Source organism: Rhizobium ruizarguesonis (assembly GCF_017357285.1).
Classification (GTDB): domain Bacteria; phylum Pseudomonadota; class Alphaproteobacteria; order Rhizobiales; family Rhizobiaceae; genus Rhizobium; species Rhizobium ruizarguesonis.
Window position 1 is genome coordinate 4,173,204 of sequence record NZ_CP071678.1, and the last position, 17,192, is coordinate 4,190,395.

The 17,192-nt window shown below is 61.2% G+C and carries 19 protein-coding genes; 16 read left to right on the forward strand and 3 right to left on the reverse strand.

Annotated features, from left to right (window positions below; all coding sequences use genetic code 11):
- Nucleotides 1–106 precede the first annotated feature (106 nt).
- The 7 genes from J3P73_RS20525 (at nt 107) to J3P73_RS20555 (ending at nt 6,679) form a co-directional block, all read left to right on the forward strand.
- Nucleotides 107–1,327 carry an NAD-dependent epimerase/dehydratase family protein gene (locus tag J3P73_RS20525; protein WP_018068997.1) on the forward strand — a complete coding sequence of 407 codons (1,221 nt, stop codon included), beginning with the start codon at nt 107–109 and terminating at the stop codon, nt 1,325–1,327.
- A gap of 184 nt (nt 1,328–1,511) precedes the next feature.
- Nucleotides 1,512–2,351: a glycosyltransferase gene (locus J3P73_RS20530; protein WP_130665063.1), complete on the forward strand. Its 840-nt coding sequence runs from the start codon at nt 1,512–1,514 to the stop codon at nt 2,349–2,351.
- The gene (locus J3P73_RS20535; protein ID WP_130692680.1) at nt 2,348–3,265 is read left to right on the forward strand and encodes an NAD-dependent epimerase/dehydratase family protein; all 918 of its coding nucleotides are present in this window, start codon (nt 2,348–2,350) and stop codon (nt 3,263–3,265) included. The genes J3P73_RS20530 and J3P73_RS20535 overlap by 4 nt, the downstream gene beginning before the upstream one ends.
- Before the next feature lie 58 nt (nt 3,266–3,323).
- Nucleotides 3,324–4,034, forward strand: a complete 711-nt coding sequence (locus J3P73_RS20540; protein ID WP_130692682.1) for a hypothetical protein — start codon at nt 3,324–3,326, stop codon at nt 4,032–4,034.
- 117 nt (nt 4,035–4,151) lie between these two features.
- Entirely contained in the window at nt 4,152–4,739 is a 588-nt protein-coding gene (locus J3P73_RS20545) for a 5-formyltetrahydrofolate cyclo-ligase (RefSeq protein WP_018069001.1), read from the forward strand.
- A gap of 3 nt (nt 4,740–4,742) precedes the next feature.
- Nucleotides 4,743–5,567: a TIGR00282 family metallophosphoesterase gene (locus J3P73_RS20550; RefSeq protein WP_130692684.1), complete on the forward strand. Its 825-nt coding sequence runs from the start codon at nt 4,743–4,745 to the stop codon at nt 5,565–5,567.
- 266 nt (nt 5,568–5,833) lie between these two features.
- On the forward strand, nt 5,834–6,679 hold the full coding sequence (locus J3P73_RS20555; protein ID WP_207579694.1) for an MBL fold metallo-hydrolase: 846 nt from the start codon (nt 5,834–5,836) through the stop codon (nt 6,677–6,679).
- Between the two features lie 136 nt (nt 6,680–6,815).
- Here the strand turns inward: J3P73_RS20555 and J3P73_RS20560 are convergent, their stop codons facing one another.
- On the reverse strand, nt 6,816–7,319 hold the full coding sequence (locus J3P73_RS20560; protein WP_012758860.1) for a pyridoxamine 5'-phosphate oxidase family protein: 504 nt from the start codon (nt 7,317–7,319) through the stop codon (nt 6,816–6,818).
- 141 nt (nt 7,320–7,460) lie between these two features.
- Between J3P73_RS20560 and J3P73_RS20565 the strand changes: the two genes are divergently transcribed.
- Nucleotides 7,461–8,207, forward strand: coding sequence for a YebC/PmpR family DNA-binding transcriptional regulator (locus tag J3P73_RS20565; RefSeq protein ID WP_017968114.1), 747 nt, complete (start codon nt 7,461–7,463; stop codon nt 8,205–8,207).
- 208 nt (nt 8,208–8,415) lie between these two features.
- Here J3P73_RS20565 and J3P73_RS20570 read toward each other — a convergent pair whose 3' ends face one another.
- Nucleotides 8,416–9,417 (reverse strand): LLM class flavin-dependent oxidoreductase, encoded by a 1,002-nt coding sequence (locus J3P73_RS20570; protein WP_018069004.1) that lies wholly within the window; start codon nt 9,415–9,417, stop codon nt 8,416–8,418.
- A 126-nt stretch (nt 9,418–9,543) separates the two neighbouring features.
- Nucleotides 9,544–11,859, reverse strand: a complete 2,316-nt coding sequence (locus J3P73_RS20575; protein WP_130675731.1) for a methyl-accepting chemotaxis protein — start codon at nt 11,857–11,859, stop codon at nt 9,544–9,546.
- Nucleotides 11,860–12,104: 245 nt separating this feature from the next.
- On the opposite strand from J3P73_RS20575, the gene ruvC reads away from it, so the two are divergent.
- From ruvC to J3P73_RS20615, 8 genes are all read left to right on the forward strand, one after another.
- Nucleotides 12,105–12,614, forward strand: coding sequence for a crossover junction endodeoxyribonuclease RuvC (gene ruvC / locus J3P73_RS20580; RefSeq protein WP_018069006.1), 510 nt, complete (start codon nt 12,105–12,107; stop codon nt 12,612–12,614).
- A 57-nt stretch (nt 12,615–12,671) separates the two neighbouring features.
- Complete coding sequence (locus tag J3P73_RS20585) at nt 12,672–12,923, forward strand: AbrB/MazE/SpoVT family DNA-binding domain-containing protein (protein WP_018069007.1); 252 nt, start codon at nt 12,672–12,674, stop codon at nt 12,921–12,923.
- A complete protein-coding gene (locus tag J3P73_RS20590) occupies nt 12,923–13,336 on the forward strand; it encodes a type II toxin-antitoxin system VapC family toxin (protein WP_018069008.1) in 414 nt (137 codons plus the stop codon). Before J3P73_RS20585 ends, J3P73_RS20590 begins: the two co-directional genes overlap by 1 nt.
- Before the next feature lie 13 nt (nt 13,337–13,349).
- Nucleotides 13,350–13,964, forward strand: coding sequence for a Holliday junction branch migration protein RuvA (gene ruvA / locus J3P73_RS20595; RefSeq protein ID WP_018069009.1), 615 nt, complete (start codon nt 13,350–13,352; stop codon nt 13,962–13,964).
- Between the two features lie 83 nt (nt 13,965–14,047).
- On the forward strand, nt 14,048–15,088 hold the full coding sequence (ruvB, locus tag J3P73_RS20600; protein ID WP_003552548.1) for a Holliday junction branch migration DNA helicase RuvB: 1,041 nt from the start codon (nt 14,048–14,050) through the stop codon (nt 15,086–15,088).
- Nucleotides 15,089–15,991, forward strand: a complete 903-nt coding sequence (locus J3P73_RS20605) for a metallophosphoesterase (protein ID WP_018069010.1) — start codon at nt 15,089–15,091, stop codon at nt 15,989–15,991.
- Nucleotides 15,992–15,998: 7 nt separating this feature from the next.
- Nucleotides 15,999–16,511 carry an NUDIX hydrolase gene (locus tag J3P73_RS20610; protein ID WP_018069011.1) on the forward strand — a complete coding sequence of 171 codons (513 nt, stop codon included), beginning with the start codon at nt 15,999–16,001 and terminating at the stop codon, nt 16,509–16,511.
- Nucleotides 16,512–16,602: 91 nt separating this feature from the next.
- Complete coding sequence (locus J3P73_RS20615; protein WP_018069012.1) at nt 16,603–17,166, forward strand: DinB family protein; 564 nt, start codon at nt 16,603–16,605, stop codon at nt 17,164–17,166.
- The last annotated feature ends 26 nt before the right edge of the window (nt 17,167–17,192 follow it).

The following is a 17,192-nucleotide window of genomic DNA, read 5'->3' on the forward strand; positions in this document are numbered from 1 at the left end:
CTGAGGTGCCCTCTTTGGCGCAACGCTTCCAGACAGGCAAGCATTGAATAACTGTCACAATTCCTAACTATTCCCGACAACGAGCGACCAATCAGGAGACAATGCGATGAAGATTGCGGTTATGGGCGGAGACGGTTTCATCGGTTGGCCGACATCGCTGCATCTCTCCGATGCCGGGCACGACATCCATATACTCGACAATCTCTCGCGCCGCTGGATCGACACGGAACTCGGCGTGCAGTCGCTGACGCCGATGGATTCGATCCAGGAGCGCACCCGCATCTGGCATGCCGAAACCGGACGCCGCATCCACTTCAATCTGATCGATCTCGCCAAGGATTACGAACTCCTGAAGAACTGGCTTTCCGAACATCGCCCGGATGCCGTCATCCATTTCGCCGAACAGCGGGCCGCGCCCTATTCGATGAAGAGTGACCGCCACAAGAACTACACGGTCAACAACAATGTCAGCGCCACGCACAACCTGCTGAATGCGCTGACGGAGCTCAATCTCGATACCCATCTCATCCATCTCGGCACCATGGGCGTCTACGGCTATTCGACGGTCGGCGCGGCGATCCCCGAGGGTTACCTGCCGGTTGGCATCGAAACCGCAGGCGGCGAGATGGTCAACCAGGAGATCCTCTACCCCTCCAATCCCGGCTCGATCTATCACATGACCAAGTGCCTGGATCAGCTTCTCTTCCAGTTCTACGCGAGGAATGATGGTCTCAGGATCACCGATCTGCACCAGGGCATCGTCTGGGGCACACATACCGAGCAGACACGCCGCCACACGCAGCTGATCAACCGTTTCGACTATGACGGCGATTATGGCACGGTGCTGAACCGCTTCCTCATCCAGGCGGCGATCGGCTATCCGCTGACGGTGCACGGCACCGGCGGCCAGACCCGCGCCTTCATCCACATCCAGGATTCCGTGCGCTGCATCGAACTGGCGCTGAAAAACCCGCCGGCGCGCGGCGCCCGCGTCGAGATCTTCAACCAGATGACCGAAACCCACCGGGTGCGCGACCTTGCTGAGATGATCGCCAGGATGAGCGGCGCCAAGATTGCCTGGCTGCCCAACCCACGCAAGGAAGCCGCAGAAAACGAGCTGATCGTCCGGAACGAAAAATTCCGCGATCTCGGCCTCGACCCGATCACGCTGGAAGCAGGCCTGCTCGGCGAAATCGTCGACGTCGCCAAGAAATTCGCCTATCGCGTCGACCGCGCACGCGTTCCGGCCGTCTCCGCCTGGACCAAGGACATCGCCGCGACGATCAATCACGATCCGGAAGGCAAGCGGCTGAAGTCGGTTTCATGAGTGAGCGAGTTCGCATTGGAAGGCTCAACTGGAACTCCCTCATTCCTGTGTCTGTCACAGGAATCCAGCCACGGCGCGTCCGCGCCGTGAATGATGCTATTCATACATCGCAAAAGCCTTTCGCGCCCAAGGACTTGGGCGCACTGGATTCCTGTGACAAGCACAGGAATGAGGGAGTGTGGCAATGGTGCACGTAACCACGCAGCCGCCTCATCGCTTCGCCTATGTCACACTCGTCACCAATGCAGATTACGCCATGGGCGCGACCGCGCTTGCCCGCTCCCTGCGCCGAACCGACACTGGGGCCGACATCGTCATTCTCCACACCAGCGGCGTCGATGCAGCCGCACTCGTGCCCCTGAAGGCGCTCGACTGCCGCCTGATCGAGGTCGAGCACCTGCCGCTGTCCGCGGCCTTCAACCAACGCCACGCCCGCGGCAAGCTCCATTCTGCAGCCCCTTTCACCAAGGGCCGCAAGCCGGATTTCCATTCGCCGCTCGACAATTTCTGCAAGCTCAGGCTCTGGCAGCTCGTCGAATACCAGCGCTGCGTTTTCATCGATGCCGACGCCCTCGTGCTGCAGAATGTCGACAGGCTCTTCCTCTATCCGGAGTTTTCCGCCGCCCCCAATGTCTACGAAAGCCTCGCCGACTTCCGCCGCATGAATTCCGGCGTCTTCGTCGCCACGCCCTCGCATGACACATTCCGGCACATGCTCGAAAGGCTCGACAGTCCAGACGCTTTCTGGCGGCGCACCGATCAGACCTTTCTTGAGACGTTCTTCCCGCATTGGCACGGCCTGCCGGTTTATTTCAACATGCTGCAATATGTATGGTTCACCATGCCGGAGCTTTGGGACTGGAAGAGCATTTCGATCCTGCACTACCAGTATGAGAAACCGTGGGAAAAGGATCATCCCAAGGCAGCGCGACTACAACCTTTGATCGATCTGTGGCACAGTTTCCACGATGGCGGGGATGTGCCTGAGGTGACGGCGCTGGACAATCCGGAAGGGGCAGCATGAAGGTACTGGTATCGGGTGGAACGGGTCTCGCCGGCCGGTATGTCGTCGAGGAACTGCTGGCCGCCGGATATCAGGTGATCGTCGGCGGGCGCCGCGCGCCGCTGCCCCGCCTCTTCTCCCGCCCGGTCGAGTTCGCAGCGCTTTCGCTCGATCCCGACAAGGATCAGATCGACGTCTTCGACGACGCTTATTTCTTCGTCCATGCCGCCTTCAGCCATGTTCCGGGCAAATATCGTGGCGGCGAGGGCGACGATCCGAAGACCTTCCACAGGTTGAACCTCGACGGCACCGTCCGACTTTTCGAAGCCGCCAAACGCGCCGGCACGCGCCGTTGCGTCTTTCTGTCCAGCCGCGCCGCCTATGGCGAACACCCGCCAGGAACGGAACTGACGGAGACGATGCTGGCCAAGCCCGAAACACTCTACGGCCAGGTCAAGCTCGATGCCGAGCGGGCGCTTGCCCATCTCTCGACGCCGGGTTTTGCTGGCGTAAGCTTGAGGCCGACCGGCGTCTATGGCGATCTCTCGCCGAACAAATGGGACGGCCTCATCGCCGATTACCTCGCCGGCCGGCCGGTTGTTGCCCGCGTGGGAACCGAGGTTCACGGCCGCGATCTCGGGCGGGCGGTACGGCTGATGCTGGAGACGGAAAGCACTCGCATCTCCGGCGAGGTTTTCAACGTCTCGGACATGTCGGTCGACACGCGCGATATCCTTTCACCCATCCGCAGCGAGACGGGCTGTCGACACGCGCTGCCGGCTCCCGCCGATAGCGCTGCGCTCAATCCCATGAGCACGGCGAAAATCCGCGCGCTCGGCTGGGCGCCCGGCGGAGCGCCTCTATTCGACGAGACGATACGGCGGCTGGCCGCTGCGCTTCCCGAATCCCCAAGACACAGGTCCACGCAAGCCTGACGTTGCAAAATGCGCCGAATTGCAATCGGGGGCCCGAATTAAAAATCGGGGATTGTCCATGCAGGTCGCAACCACGTCTGCCTCCATCATCTTGCGCGGCACGTCTTCGACGGCAGCCATTTCAGCCGCCGGAAGCGAGACCGATCAAGGCGTGCTGAAGCTGCAGCGCGCCACCCAGGCGTTGCAGCAGATGCGCCAGACCTTGGCGAACTCGGGAGACGAGGCCAAGGCAAAGGCACAACGCAAGCTCGAAGAGGCAAAACAGGAATTGGAGATGTTGCGCAGCTCCAACATGGCGCCTGAGGTGGTCGCCCGGCTGGCCGCCGAACTGGCGCGCAAGGTTGGCACCGCCGCCTCCGAATTCGCATCATCAGTCGCGACCGGCAGTCCCGCAACGGCTGTTCCGGTGGATGCAACAACCACGGATGCGACAGCAATCGCAACGAGCGGGGCCGCCGCTGCGCTGACGGATACTTCAGGAGAAACTGCGGCCGGCGAGACCGGCTCGCAGGAACCGGACGCCGCCACCAACGCACGCAACGCCTATGCCAGCGTCGCCGAGGATGCCCCGAAATTCTCGGGCATTTCGGCCGATGACCGCGAAACGATGGAAGAGTTCAAGGCGGTGGTGCGCGAACTCAAGCAAGTGCTCGAAAAGGCGATGCGCGAGTTGCGGCAGCAAAACCGGCAGGCCGGGGCCAATGCCGTTCCTGATATGGCAGGCTTCTCCATCGCCACGGCGACAATACCGACAAGCATCGTCGTCTGACGATCGCTGCGGCCGGCGGCCGAGGCGTGAAACGCGCGTGATGCTGTCGCATCCGGCATTTGCATCGAACATCCAGCCGTCTATGCTCGGGTAAATCTCTCAGAACCGGCAGATCGAATGACCTCTAGAGAATTGAAAGCGCAGTTGCGCAACGAACGGCTGTCCGCACGCGACGCCATCCCCGCCGAGAAACGCGCCTCCAAAAGTCTCGCAATGGCCGAACATGCCGGCGAGGCCGTCGGATTTGCACTGGGTACGATCATCTCCGGCTTTCTGCCGATCCGTTCGGAAGCCGATCTCAGGCCGCTGATGGCGCGCTTTGCCGTGCGCGGTGCGCGGCTCTGCGTGCCGGCGATCCTCGATCGGCAGACCATCGTCTTTCGCGAGCTGGCGGAAGGTGCGCCGCTCGTCGATACCGGTTTCGGCACGGTCGGCCCCGGCACAGATGCCGCCATTCTTGATCCCGAGATCATGCTGGTGCCGCTTTCGGCCTTCGATGCCCGCGGCCACCGCATCGGCTACGGCGCCGGCCACTACGACCGCGCCATCAGCCGGCTAAGGCAAAAAGGCCTGCATCCGAAGCTGATCGGCATTGCATTCGACTGCCAGGAAGTGGCACATGTGCCCGCTGAGCCGCACGACATAAGCCTGGATGCCATCCTGACAGAAAGCGGCCTTCGCTTTTTTGCCTCTTGGATTGGATAGGGAATGCGGCTGCTTTTTCTGGGTGACATGGTCGGCAAGACGGGACGCACAGCGGTCTGGGACCGTCTTCCCGGCCTGGTTTCCGACCTCAAACTCGATTTCGTCATCGTCAACGGCGAGAACGCCGCCGGCGGCTTCGGCATCACAGAGGACATCTTTCTGGAAACGATCAATGCCGGCGCCGATGTGGTGACGACAGGCAATCACGTCTGGGACCAGAAGGAAGCCGTCGCTTTTGCCGGCCGGCACGATCAGTTCCTGCGTCCTGCCAACTATCCGCAAGGCACGCCTGGCCGCGGCTCCGGCCTTTTCTATGCCAGGAACGGCGCGCGCGTGCTCGTCGCCAACGTCATGGGCCGGGTCTTCATGCATCCGGAACTCGACGACCCCTTCAAATCGGCGGAAGTCATCCTCGACGCCTGCCCGCTGAAGGAACAGGCCGACGCGATCATCTTCGATTTCCATGCCGAGGCGACCAGCGAGAAGCAGTGCTTCGGCCATTTCGTCGACGGCCGCGCCAGCTTCGTCGTCGGCACCCACACGCATGTACCGACGGCCGACGCACAGATCCTGAACGGCGGCACCGCCTATATGTCGGATGCCGGCATGTGCGGCGACTACGACTCCTCCCTCGGCATGGACAAGGAGGAGCCGCTCAACCGCTTCATCTCCAAAATGCCGAAGGGCCGCATGGAGACCGCGAACGGTCCCGCGACGATCTGCGGTGTCGGCGTGGAAATCTCGGATACGACGGGACTTGCCGAAAAGATCGCGCCGCTCCGGCTCGGGCCGCGACTGGCCGAGACGGTGCCGGAGTTCTGGCGATAGAGCATGATGCTGAAAAGTGTGAGCGGTTTTCGGGCGACATCATGCTCTAGCTCTTTAATTGAGAACAGGATTCAGATTTTAGGCCAACCGGGCCTAAAATCATCCTGTTCTAGCCACCCCGCCAACACGCAATTGTGAGCATCCTCCGTCTGGACCCCTGCGGCCTCATGCCGCATCCTCCGCCATTCGCGCATAACCCCGAAAATCGGAATTGATTTTCGGGGTTATGCGCCGATCAAAAGGTGATAGAGCGCCGGAGGGGTGGCATGAAGCCGCGATATCTTGTCCTCGCTATCGCAGGCCTTGCGGCCTTCGCCGCGCCGAATCTTGGCGGGGCACAAGAGCAGCGGCCACCGGTCAGCCAGTGCCAGGCGATCGCGCAAACCATCCCCAAGGTGACCTTCGCAAGCTTTTCCGGCGCTCCGCCGCTGATGCCTGCCGTCTCCGAGGGCGAGGACGTCAAACTCACCTTCCTCGGCCACTCCACCTTCGAGATCGAAACGCCCTCAGGCATCGTCATCGCGACAGACTATAATGGCTGGTACAGGCCGGCGACGATGCCCGACGTCGTGACCATGAACAAGGCCCATTCGACCCACTTCACCTTGACGCCCGATCCCGGCATCAAGCATGTGCTGCATGGGTGGAGCGATGTTCCGGGCGAGAAGGCGAACATCAATCTCGTCGTCGGCGATGCTTATATCCGCAACGTCACGACGGATATCCGCTTCAGCTATGGCCTCGGCGGTGCGCACGAGAACGGCAACTCCATCTTCATTTTCGAAATCGCCGGCCTCTGCATCGGTCATCTCGGCCACTTGCACTACGAACTGACGGATGCCCATTATACCGAGATCGGCCGCCTCGACATCGTCATGGTTCCCGTCGACGGTGGCCTGACAATGGGCGCCGACAGCATGAGCCGCGTCATCAAGCGGCTACGCTCGTCGTTAATCCTGCCGATGCACCGGCGCGGCCCGCCAGTCGAAGCCTTCGTCTCGATGTTCGGCAAGGATTTCGACGTCGCCAATGCGCCCGATGACAGTATCACCGTCTCCATGCGCACTCTGCCGAAAAAGCCGCTGATCTATGTGCTGAAGGGTGTGCAGTAAAAGGCCCGGCGGTTTTCCTTCTACAGCGCCGCGCGTCTTTTTAGACGCGCAAAGGACGCTGTGGCACTTTGAATTGCTGCATAATTTTATCCTTAAATCGATTCCGATTTCAGGAATTATGCAGGAGCCTCGCGCATCAGGCGAACTGCAGATGGCGCTTGATGCCGACATCCGGCATCTTGTCGTCGTCGAGATTGGCCTTGGCGATCTCCCAGCCGAATTTCAGCTTGTTGCCTGTGGAAACCCAGATCTCGGCATCGTCGACATGGAGGGACAGCATGGTAAGCTTGGGGTCCTTCTTGCCGCCATCATACCAGGCCGCGACGATCGAGCTCCAGTATTCCTCGATCTTGGAAGGATCAGGATGCACCTCGATCACACCGGCGAGGCAGGCGTGATAGTCGTGATCCTTGCCGATAACGCAGAAATGCGCGCGGCTGCCGGGCTTGATGGCGCGCACGATGTCGGCGTCGGTCTTGGTGTAAAACCAGATGGTGTTGGTGGTGGGATCGGCATGCGGCGCCATCGGCTGCATGTGCATATCCAGTCCGGAAATTCCGAGCATGCCGGCATGGACATCGTTGACCTGATCCCAGAGCTGACGTGCTGGATGTTCCTGCGCCTCGCTGAGACTTGCCATGACCGTTCCTTTCCGTTGGATGGAGTTCCGTTGAAACGTCATCCCCTCGCCTTTGTTCCGAACTGCTTTTTCCTTGAACGGGTGCCGTTTCGCTCTTATAAGGCGGCCCATTCCGAACAATGAGACGTGAACAGGGGTGCCATGGCTGGCCATTCACAGTTTAAAAACATCATGCACCGCAAAGGCCGTCAGGATGCCGTGCGGTCGAAAATGTTCTCCAAGCTTGCGCGCGAAATCACCGTTGCCGCCAAGGCCGGCCTGCCCGACCCGACGATGAACGCCCGCCTTCGCCTGGCGATCCAGAACGCCAAGGCCCAGTCCATGCCGAAGGACAATATCGACCGCGCCATCAAGAAGGCGGCCGGCGCCGACGGCGAAAATTACGATGAAGTCCGCTATGAGGGCTACGGCCCCGGCGGCACGGCGATCATCGTCGAGGCCCTGACCGACAACCGCAACCGCACCGCCTCCAACGTCCGCTCGAGCTTCACCAAGGCCGGCGGCGCTCTCGGCGAAACCGGTTCGGTGTCCTTCTCCTTCGACCATGTCGGAGAAATCACCTACAAGCTTTCCGTCGGCGATGGCGACAAGGTGATGGAAGCCGCGATCGAAGCCGGCGCCGACGACGTCGAGACCGATGAAGACGGCCACTACATCACCTGCGCCTTCGAAGCCCTCGGCGAAGTGGCGAAAGCGCTGGAATCGAGCCTCGGCGAAGCCGAAACCGTCAAGGCCGTCTGGCGCGCCCAGAACAACGTGCCGGTGGACGAGGAAAAAGCCCAGTCGCTGCTGAAACTCATCGACAGCCTGGAAGACGATGACGACGTGCAGAACGTCTATTCCAACTTCGAAGTCTCGGAAGAAGTGCTGGCGAAGCTCTCGGCCTGATCTCCTGAGGCAGGTGTCAAATAAAAACCCGGCTGCAACGCCGGGTTTTTTCTTGCCGGAAAGGTGGCGTCGTCAGAGTGCCGCCTCGCGCAGGCCCTGGAGCAGGATGCCGAAAAGTGTGAGCGGTTTTCGGACGAAATCATGCTCTAACTATATAATGTAGAACAGGATTCAGATTTTAGGCCGACCGGCCTAAAATCATCCTGTTCTAAGCGGCGGCTCGCATGAAATTTCCCAGCCCCGCGAATAGTTCCACCGATGTCAGCCGCGCCTCGATGTCGTGGATCGGCATCGAGATGATCACCTCGTCGGCCTGCGTTTCCCGCAGAAACTCCGTCAGTTTCGCCTCCGCCGTCTTCGGCGAGCCTACCACGGCATAACGCAGCGTGTGTTCGACATTCATCTTTTCCATCGGCGACCAGAAGTCCCCCATATCGGCCACCGGACGTGGGAACGGACCGCGGACATTGCGGCGCAGATTGACGAATTGCTGCTGGGCGGAGGTGAAATGATAGCGTGCCTCCTCGTCCGTCGCCGCCACAGCACCCATGACCCCGACCATCACATGGGGCTTATCGAGCGTCGCCGAGGGTTGGAAGCGGTCACGGTAGATCGCAATCGCATCGAGCAGCATGTCGGGCGCGAAATGCGAGGCGAAGGCATAGGGAAGCCCGAGCATGCCGGCGAGTTGGGCGCTGTAGAGACTGGAGCCGAGCAGCCAGATCGGGATATGTGAGCCATTGCCGGGAACTGCGAGGATCGCCTGGTTCTCGACCGGCGTATCGAGGAGTTGCTGCAGTTCCACCACGTCGTTGGGGAAGCTGTTTGCACCGGCCTCGAGGTTGCGCCGCAGCGCCTGTGCCGTGCGCATGTCCGTTCCCGGTGCACGCCCGAGGCCGAGATCGATGCGACCGGGGAAGAGCGCCTCCAGCGTGCCGAACTGCTCGGCGATAACGAGCGGCGAATGATTGGGCAGCATGATGCCGCCGGAGCCGATGCGGATGCGCTTTGTCGCAGCCCCGACATGGCCGATGACAACGGCGGTGGCAGCGCTGGCGATCCCCGGCATGCCGTGATGTTCGGCGAGCCAGAAGCGCTTGTAACCGAATTCCTCGGCCTTCACAGCCATCCGCGCCGAGCCCTCGAGGGACTGGCGCACGGTGCTGCCTTCGGCAACGGGGGAAAGGTCGAGTATGGAGAAGGGAACCATGGGAAACCTGCCGGGCAGTTGGACGATGCCGTCTATGTAGGTTCGCGCCCGCGCCATTCCAAACCATATATGCAAACAAAAAAGGCCGCGCGAGCGCGACCCTCATGCAATGTTGAAAACGCCGGGTTACCGGTGACGGCGCAGCACGTGCACCTCGGCGCTCGGTTGATGGTGGCCGGGCGGCAGCGTGAAATTGCCGAGCTGGCGGTCCATTTCCAGGGCTTCCGTCGCCAGCCGGTGGATCGCCGCCGTCGTCTCCTCGACCATCGAGGCGTTCTGCTGCGTCATCGCGTCGAGTTCGGCGACGGCGCTATTGATCTCGCGCAGCGTATTGGCTTCCTCGCGGGTCGCACCCATGATCTCGTTGATCTGCCCGTTGATCGCCTCGACATGGGCGCCGATGCCCGTCAACGCGACGCCCGCTTTTTCCACAAGCGCAACGCCGCTTTCGACCTCATGCGTCGATTTCTGCAGCAGGCTGGAGATTTCCTTGGCCGCGCTCGATGAGCGCTGGGCGAGCTCGCGCACTTCCATAGCGACGACCGCGAAGCCCTTGCCGGATTCACCGGCGCGCGCTGCCTCGACACCGGCATTCAGCGCCAGGAGGTTGGTCTGGAAGGCAATGTCGTCGATGACTGAGATGATCGTGTTGATCTGGCGTGACGAGGCCTGGATTGCCTCCATCGCCGCGATCGTCTCGCGCATGATCTGGCCTGAGCCGGTCGTCTCCTTCTTGGCGTCGCGGGCGATGCGCTCGGCCTGTTCGGCCCGCTCGATCTGCCGGCGGACCGACTGGGTGATGGCGCTGATCGCATTCGCCGTCTCCGTGATCGAGCCGGCCTGGCGCTCGGTGCGCCCGGCAAGCTCGTCGGCGCCGGTGCGCATCTCCTCGGAGCCGGCGCGCACCGCCATCGAGTTGCCGCCGATCGCCGTCATGGTTTCGCTGAGCGTCGCCAACGCCTCGTTGAAATTGACGCGCAGGCTTTCGAGCTCGTTCGGGAAATGGGTATCGATCTGGTAGGCGAGATCGCCGTTCGCCAGATGATGCAGGCCCTCGTCGAGCGCCTCGACCACCTGCTGCAGCGTCTTCGCCTCAGCCTCGCGCTCGGCCAGATTCTGCTGGCGGTCGTGTTCGGCCTGCAGGCGCGTCTCCTCGCTGGCGGCTTCGAGCTCGCGGCTTTCGATCAGCGAGTGGCGGAAGCGGTCGAGCGCGTTCGCCATCGTGCCGATCTCGTCCTTGCGGTTCAGGCTGCCGATCTCGCTGTCGAGCTTGCCGTCGGCGACATCGCGGGTGACGCCGGCAAGCCGCGCAAGCGGCGAGAACAGCAAATTGGTGACGAGCCCAGTGGCAAGCGCCATGACGACGAGCACGCCGATGCCGATCATCGTCAGCAGGGTGGCGATCTCGATCGAGCCGGCATTGAGCTCGCTCAGAAGTACGCTTTCGACCACGAGGAAGCGGTCGCCGCGATAGTCGATGCCGCGGACATAGGCACGGGCCGCGCCGTCCGCCCGGCTGAAATCGGCAACTGTCATCGCCGAACTGGCAAGCGCGCTCTTGATGAAGGTGAAGGGTGTCGCGTCAAGCGTCGCAAGCTTGCCGCTACCGTCGAGACCAACGGCGGATCCATCGCCGGAGACGATCGCCGCCCGCGCCGTGCTGCCCTGGACGATGCCCTTGGCGAGGATGCCGGTGACGATCTCGTCCCGCACCTTGAAGAGAATGATGCCCTTGAGCGCTCCAAGCTTGACGATCGGTACGGCATAGAAGATCGCCGACTTGCCGCTGCCGGCATCGACACGAAGGCCGGAAAAGCCGGTCGGCGCAGCATCATCGGTCGCCTTGGCGGTATTCTCGATCGCCTTGGCGAAAGCGATGCCAGCGCCAGTCGCCTTCCAGGCGTCCGACTTCAGGTTCTCGGCGAAATCGTCTTCCTTCTTATAGGAATAGAGAACAGTACCCTCGAGATCGACAATCAGCAGATCGCTGAAGGCAGTATCCCAGAGGTCGCGGGCGACTTCGCCCTGCGTCTTCTCGTGGCTCGAATAATAAAAGCCGCTTGGCCCTTCCGGTTTGATCAGCTTCTCGCGCTGGTCGGCGGGATTGGGGTTGCCTGCTATGAATACCTTCTTCAGCTCGGCGCGAGCATCCCCCGCGGTCTTCTCGATGGTCTTCCAGCCGCTCTTCAGATTGGTGATCGACATCTGCAGCGCCTCGATGCGCGCGATGGAGTTGGCCTGGTTTTCAAGTTGCGTCAGCTGGTCCTGCAGCATGTCGCCGCGAAAGATCAGCACGCTTTCCTTGCCCTTAAGCGCCTGTTCGTCCGAAATGCGGCTACTGGCGAAATAGGCAAGCACATCGATGACCGCAATCGACAGCACGGTCATCAGAATGAATGTGACGATGACCTTGAAGGACAGCGACTGAAATCTCCGAGCCATGTACAACGAACCCCTTCTGAACCGCGCCTGCCAGCGCGGGCACGCGGCGTATGCCTGATCAACTGACCTGTAAACACAACATCGGAGGCTTAACTCTTTGCCAAAAGAAGCCCCTCTCGTATTTGATGACTAGAATTCAGGCATCTGTTTTAATTCGCGGTAAATGACGCGGCCGAAATCCTGGAGTGTTTTTGTTTTGTTCACATATCGGTGGCACTTATTTCGCAATCGCTATAGGTTGAACCATGCAAAATACGATTCGCATCGTCGGCATCGATCCCGGGCTTCGCCGCACCGGCTGGGGAATCATCGAGACATTAGGCAATTCCCTGCGGTTTGTGGCATCTGGAACCGTGACCTCTGATGGAGACATGGACCTTGCCTCCCGCCTTTGCCAATTACACGACGGCCTGGCGGAGATCGTCCACAGTTACAAGCCGGATGAGGCCGCCGTCGAACAGACCTTCGTCAACAAGGATGCGGTGGCGACCCTGAAGCTTGGCCAGGCCCGCGGCATCGCCATGCTGGTGCCGGCGCGCGCCGGGCTGCCGGTCTCCGAATATGCCCCGAACGCCGTGAAGAAGGCCGTCATCGGCGTCGGCCACGGCGAAAAGCAGCAGATCCACATGATGCTGAAGATCCTGATGCCGAAGGTCGAATTCAAGGGCAACGACGCAGCCGACGCCCTGGCGATCGCCATCTGCCATGCGCATAATCGCGGCAGCAACCGGATGCGACAGGCGCTGGCTGGGTAGTGTGTTCTTGACTTGTTCTGTCGGTAAGGATAATTCTTACCACGAAGGAGCAACAAGATGCGTGTTACGTCCAAAGGGCAGGTCACCATTCCTCGCGATCTCAGAGAACTTGTCGGCATCGAGGCCAACAGCGAGGTCATTTTCTCGATAGAGGGCGGCAAGCTCGTTCTCTCGCCGAAGAACGGCAAGCAGGAGATCGAGGATCGGGGTCGCCTGGATCGTTTCATGCAGACGGTCCGTCGCCTCGAGGGCACTGGCGATCAGGAGATCGATGCCGAAGACCTTATGTCGATGACCCGTGATCGCTGATGGCCACACTTGTCGACACGAACATACTTGTCGATCTGGCCGTGGTCGGTTCGGACTGGTATGGTTGGTCGCGTCGAAAGATGCTTGAGGTCTTCAAAGACGGTCCTGTCCTCATAAACCCGATCATCTATTCCGAATTTTCCGTTCGGTACGACGACGTGGACGAAGTCGATCGACTGCTGCCGCAGGATGAATTCCGCCGCGAGAATCTGCCTTGGCCGGCTGCATTCGCCGCTGCTGCGGCCTTCCGGCTTTACCGTCGCGCCGGCGGTGGGCGCGAACGGATCTTGCCCGATTTCTTCATCGGCGCGCATGCGGCGATAAGGGGCTACAGAATTTTGACCCGCGATCCCAGCGGATACCGCTCCTATTTCCCCTCCGTTGACCTTATAACCCCCGAAACGCATCCTTGAGAGACCGCGACTTATGATCGGCAAGCTGAAAGGCACCATAGACGAGATCGGCGAAGACTATGTGCTCGTCGATGTGCACGGCGTCTGCTACGTCGCCTATTGCTCGGCGCGTACCCTATCCAAGCTCGGCTCAGTTGGTGAAGCCTGCGTACTGTTCATCGAAACCTATGTGCGCGAGGATCAGTTGAGGCTCTTCGGATTCATGACCGCGCTGGAGCGGGAATGGTTCAACCTGCTCCAGAGCGTTCAGGGCGTCGGCGCCAAGGTGGCGCTCGCCGTGCTCTCGACGCTCACGCCAGGCGAACTTGCCAATGCGATCGCCCTGCAGGATCGCGCCGCCGTCTCGCGCGCGCCGGGCGTCGGTCCCAAAGTGGCGATGCGCCTCGTCACCGAGCTCAAGAACCGGGCGCCGGCCTTTGCCGGGGAAGCGATCAATATCGCCCTCAAGCAGGAACTCGGCGAAGGTGTCGCGGCCGCGCCTGTCGCCGATGCGGTTTCCGCGCTGACCAACCTCGGCTATTCCCGTGACCAGGCGGCGAACGCGATCGCCGCGGCAATGAAGACTGCAGGCGATGGCGCCGACAGCGCCAAGCTGATCAGGCTGGGGTTGAAGGAGCTGGCGCGGTGAAAGGCCGGAAAACCGATGATGGAATGTCGAGGCAGCCGTTTTTTGGTGTATTGGTGTGACAGGTTTCAAAACGGAATGAGAGCATGAGTGAACCCGCCCGCCTGATATCGCCGGAAAAGCGGGGCGAAGACCTTGATATTACGTTGCGCCCGCAATCGCTGGACGAGTTCACCGGCCAGGCGGAAGCGCGCGCCAATCTCAAGGTCTTCATCGAGGCGGCGAAAAACCGCGGCGAAGCGCTGGACCATGTGCTCTTCGTCGGGCCGCCCGGCCTTGGCAAGACGACGCTGGCGCAGATCATGGCCAAAGAGCTCGGCGTCAATTTCCGCTCAACGTCGGGCCCTGTCATCGCCAAGGCCGGCGATCTCGCTGCCCTGCTCACCAATCTCGAGGAGCGCGACGTGCTCTTCATCGACGAGATCCATCGCCTCAATCCCGCCGTCGAGGAAATCCTCTATCCGGCCATGGAAGATTTCCAGCTCGACCTCATCATCGGGGAAGGCCCTGCCGCTCGCTCGGTGAAGATCGACCTGTCGAAATTCACGCTGGTGGCGGCCACCACGCGCCTCGGCCTGTTGACGACGCCGCTGCGCGACCGCTTTGGCATTCCGGTGCGACTGAGCTTCTACACCGTCGAGGAGCTGGAACTGATCGTACGCCGTGGCGCGCGGCTGATGAACCTGCCGATCACCGAGGAGGGCGCCCGCGAGATCGCAAGACGCGCCCGCGGCACCCCGCGCATCGCCGGCCGGCTGCTGAGGCGCGTGCGCGACTTTGCCGAGGTGGCAAGGGCCGAAGCCGTCACCCGCGAGATCGCCGATGAGGCGCTGACCCGCCTGCTGGTCGACAATGTCGGCTTCGACCAGCTCGACAAACGTTACCTCAACATGATCGCGGTCAATTTCGGCGGCGGCCCGGTCGGCATCGAAACCATTGCCGCCGGCCTTTCCGAGCCTCGTGACGCGATCGAGGACATTATCGAGCCCTACATGATCCAGCAGGGTTTCATTCAGCGCACGCCACGCGGCCGTGTTCTGACCGCAATCGCGTGGAAACATCTGGGAATGCAACCACCTAAGGATATGGAGGCTGCGCAGTTCCGGCTGTTCCAGGAGGACAACTGAGTGATCACCCGCCGCGGATTTTTCAAGGTTCTCGGCGGCAGTGTCGCAGGCGTCATGTCGCTCGGTGGTTATGCCTTCGCCTATGAACCACTCGCGCGGCTCGCCATCACCCGCTACCGGCTGACGCCGCCGGGATGGGCGCCCGGGCTCAAGCTCCGCATCGTCGCGCTCGCCGATCTCCATGCCTGCGAACCCTGGATGTCGGCAAGCCGGATTGCCGCGATCTGCCATAGGGCAAATGAACTCGAAGGCGATATCACCGTCCTGCTCGGCGATTACGCCGCCGGTATGAATATGGTGACGCAATACGTGCATTCGCGCCAATGGTCGAAGGCGCTCGCCACCTTGCAGGCTCCTCTCGGCGTCCATGCGGTCATGGGCAACCACGATTGGTGGGAGGACAGGACCGCCCAGAAGAACGGCGGGATGGAAACATTCGGACATCGGGCCCTCGCCGACGTCGGAATCCCGGTCTACGGCAACCGCGCCGTTCGGCTCGAAAAGGATGGCCGCGGCTTTTGGCTCGCAGGCCTCGAAGATCAGCTGGCGCTGCTGCCGGGCCGGAAGTGGGGCCGCACGCAGATGCTCGGCCTCGACGATCTCGAGGGAACGATGGCGCAGATTACGGACGATGCGCCCGTCATCCTGCTCGCTCATGAGCCCGATATCTTTCCGCGCGTGCCCGAGCGTGTCTCGCTGACGCTATCGGGCCACACGCATGGCGGACAGATCCGTTTCCTCGGCCGTTCGCCGATCGTGCCCTCGCGCTACGGCAATCGCTACGCCTATGGCCATATCGTTGAAGAGGAGCGTAATATCATCGTTTCCGGCGGGCTTGGCTGCTCCATTGCACCCGTCCGCTTCGGCGTGCCGCCGGAAATTGTCGTGATCGATCTTGGATAAGAATGGCATGACCAAGCGCATTCACATCCGCTTGAGTGCAGGCGGTCGGCGTTTCAACTATCGCATCGCCGGCCTCGGTTTTCGCGATGGCCATGTACTCGTTCATCGCGCCGTACACGAGCCCTTCTGGACTTTTCCGGGCGGTCGGGCGGAGATCGGCGAAACGTCGGAAGAGACGCTCAAGCGCGAGATGGTGGAGGAACTGGGCGTTGAGGTGACCGTCCATCGCCTGCTGTGGATCGTCGAGAACTTTTTCCGCTACGAACAGCGCGACTGGCATGAACTCGGTCTCTATTACCTCATGGACCTCCCGGCGGAATTCCCCTTTTTGTCCGGCGAGATCATCCATCGGGTCGAGGACGGCGACAACTATCTTGAGTTCAAATGGGTGCCCGCAACGCGCGATGCCCTGACCGCGCTCGACATCCCGCCCTATTTCATCGCCGATGAAATCGAAACCCTCCCCGTTTCGCCACGTCATCTCGTCTGGCGGGACGGCGATCTCGACGGCACAGACTGACGCAAGCAATTCAAGGTGTTACAGCGCCCTTTGCGCGCCTCAAAAGGCGCCCGGAGCTGTAGCCAAAAGCGCTTAAAGAGGAGATGCGCCGATGCCGACCTTCGATCCTGTCAGGCCAATCCGCAAACTTGCCTATAACAACGCCCTTGCCAACCGACGGCTGCTTCAGGCCTGCGCGACATTGAGGCCTGGCGAATTCGAAGCGCCACGCACAAGCTTCTTTCCCTCGATCAAGGAAACCTTGAACCATATCATCACGGTCGACTGGTTCTATGTCGACGGCCTGGAAGGCGGCACGCTCGGGCTCAAGGCCTTTGAGGTCGACGAACCCTTCGATGACGTCTCCTCGCTGGCAGAAGCCCAGGCGAAAGTCGATCAGCGCCTGGTGGCACTTTGCGAGGCCCTGACGCCGGAGAGGCTCGCCGCGACCATCAGCCTCCATCGCGGCGCCCGCATTCAAGAAGAGCGTATGGACGACGTTCTCGGCCACCTCTTCCAGCATCAGACCCATCATCGCGGACAGGTGCATGCAATGCTCTCCGGCACCAGCGTCGCTCCGCCGCAACTCGACGAATTCATCGTTGCCGACGATGCGCGGTTTCGCGGCACAGAACTCACCGCGCTCGGCTGGAACGAAGAAACGCTGATGCGCTGATTTCAAAGTGTTGAAGCGTGCTTAGC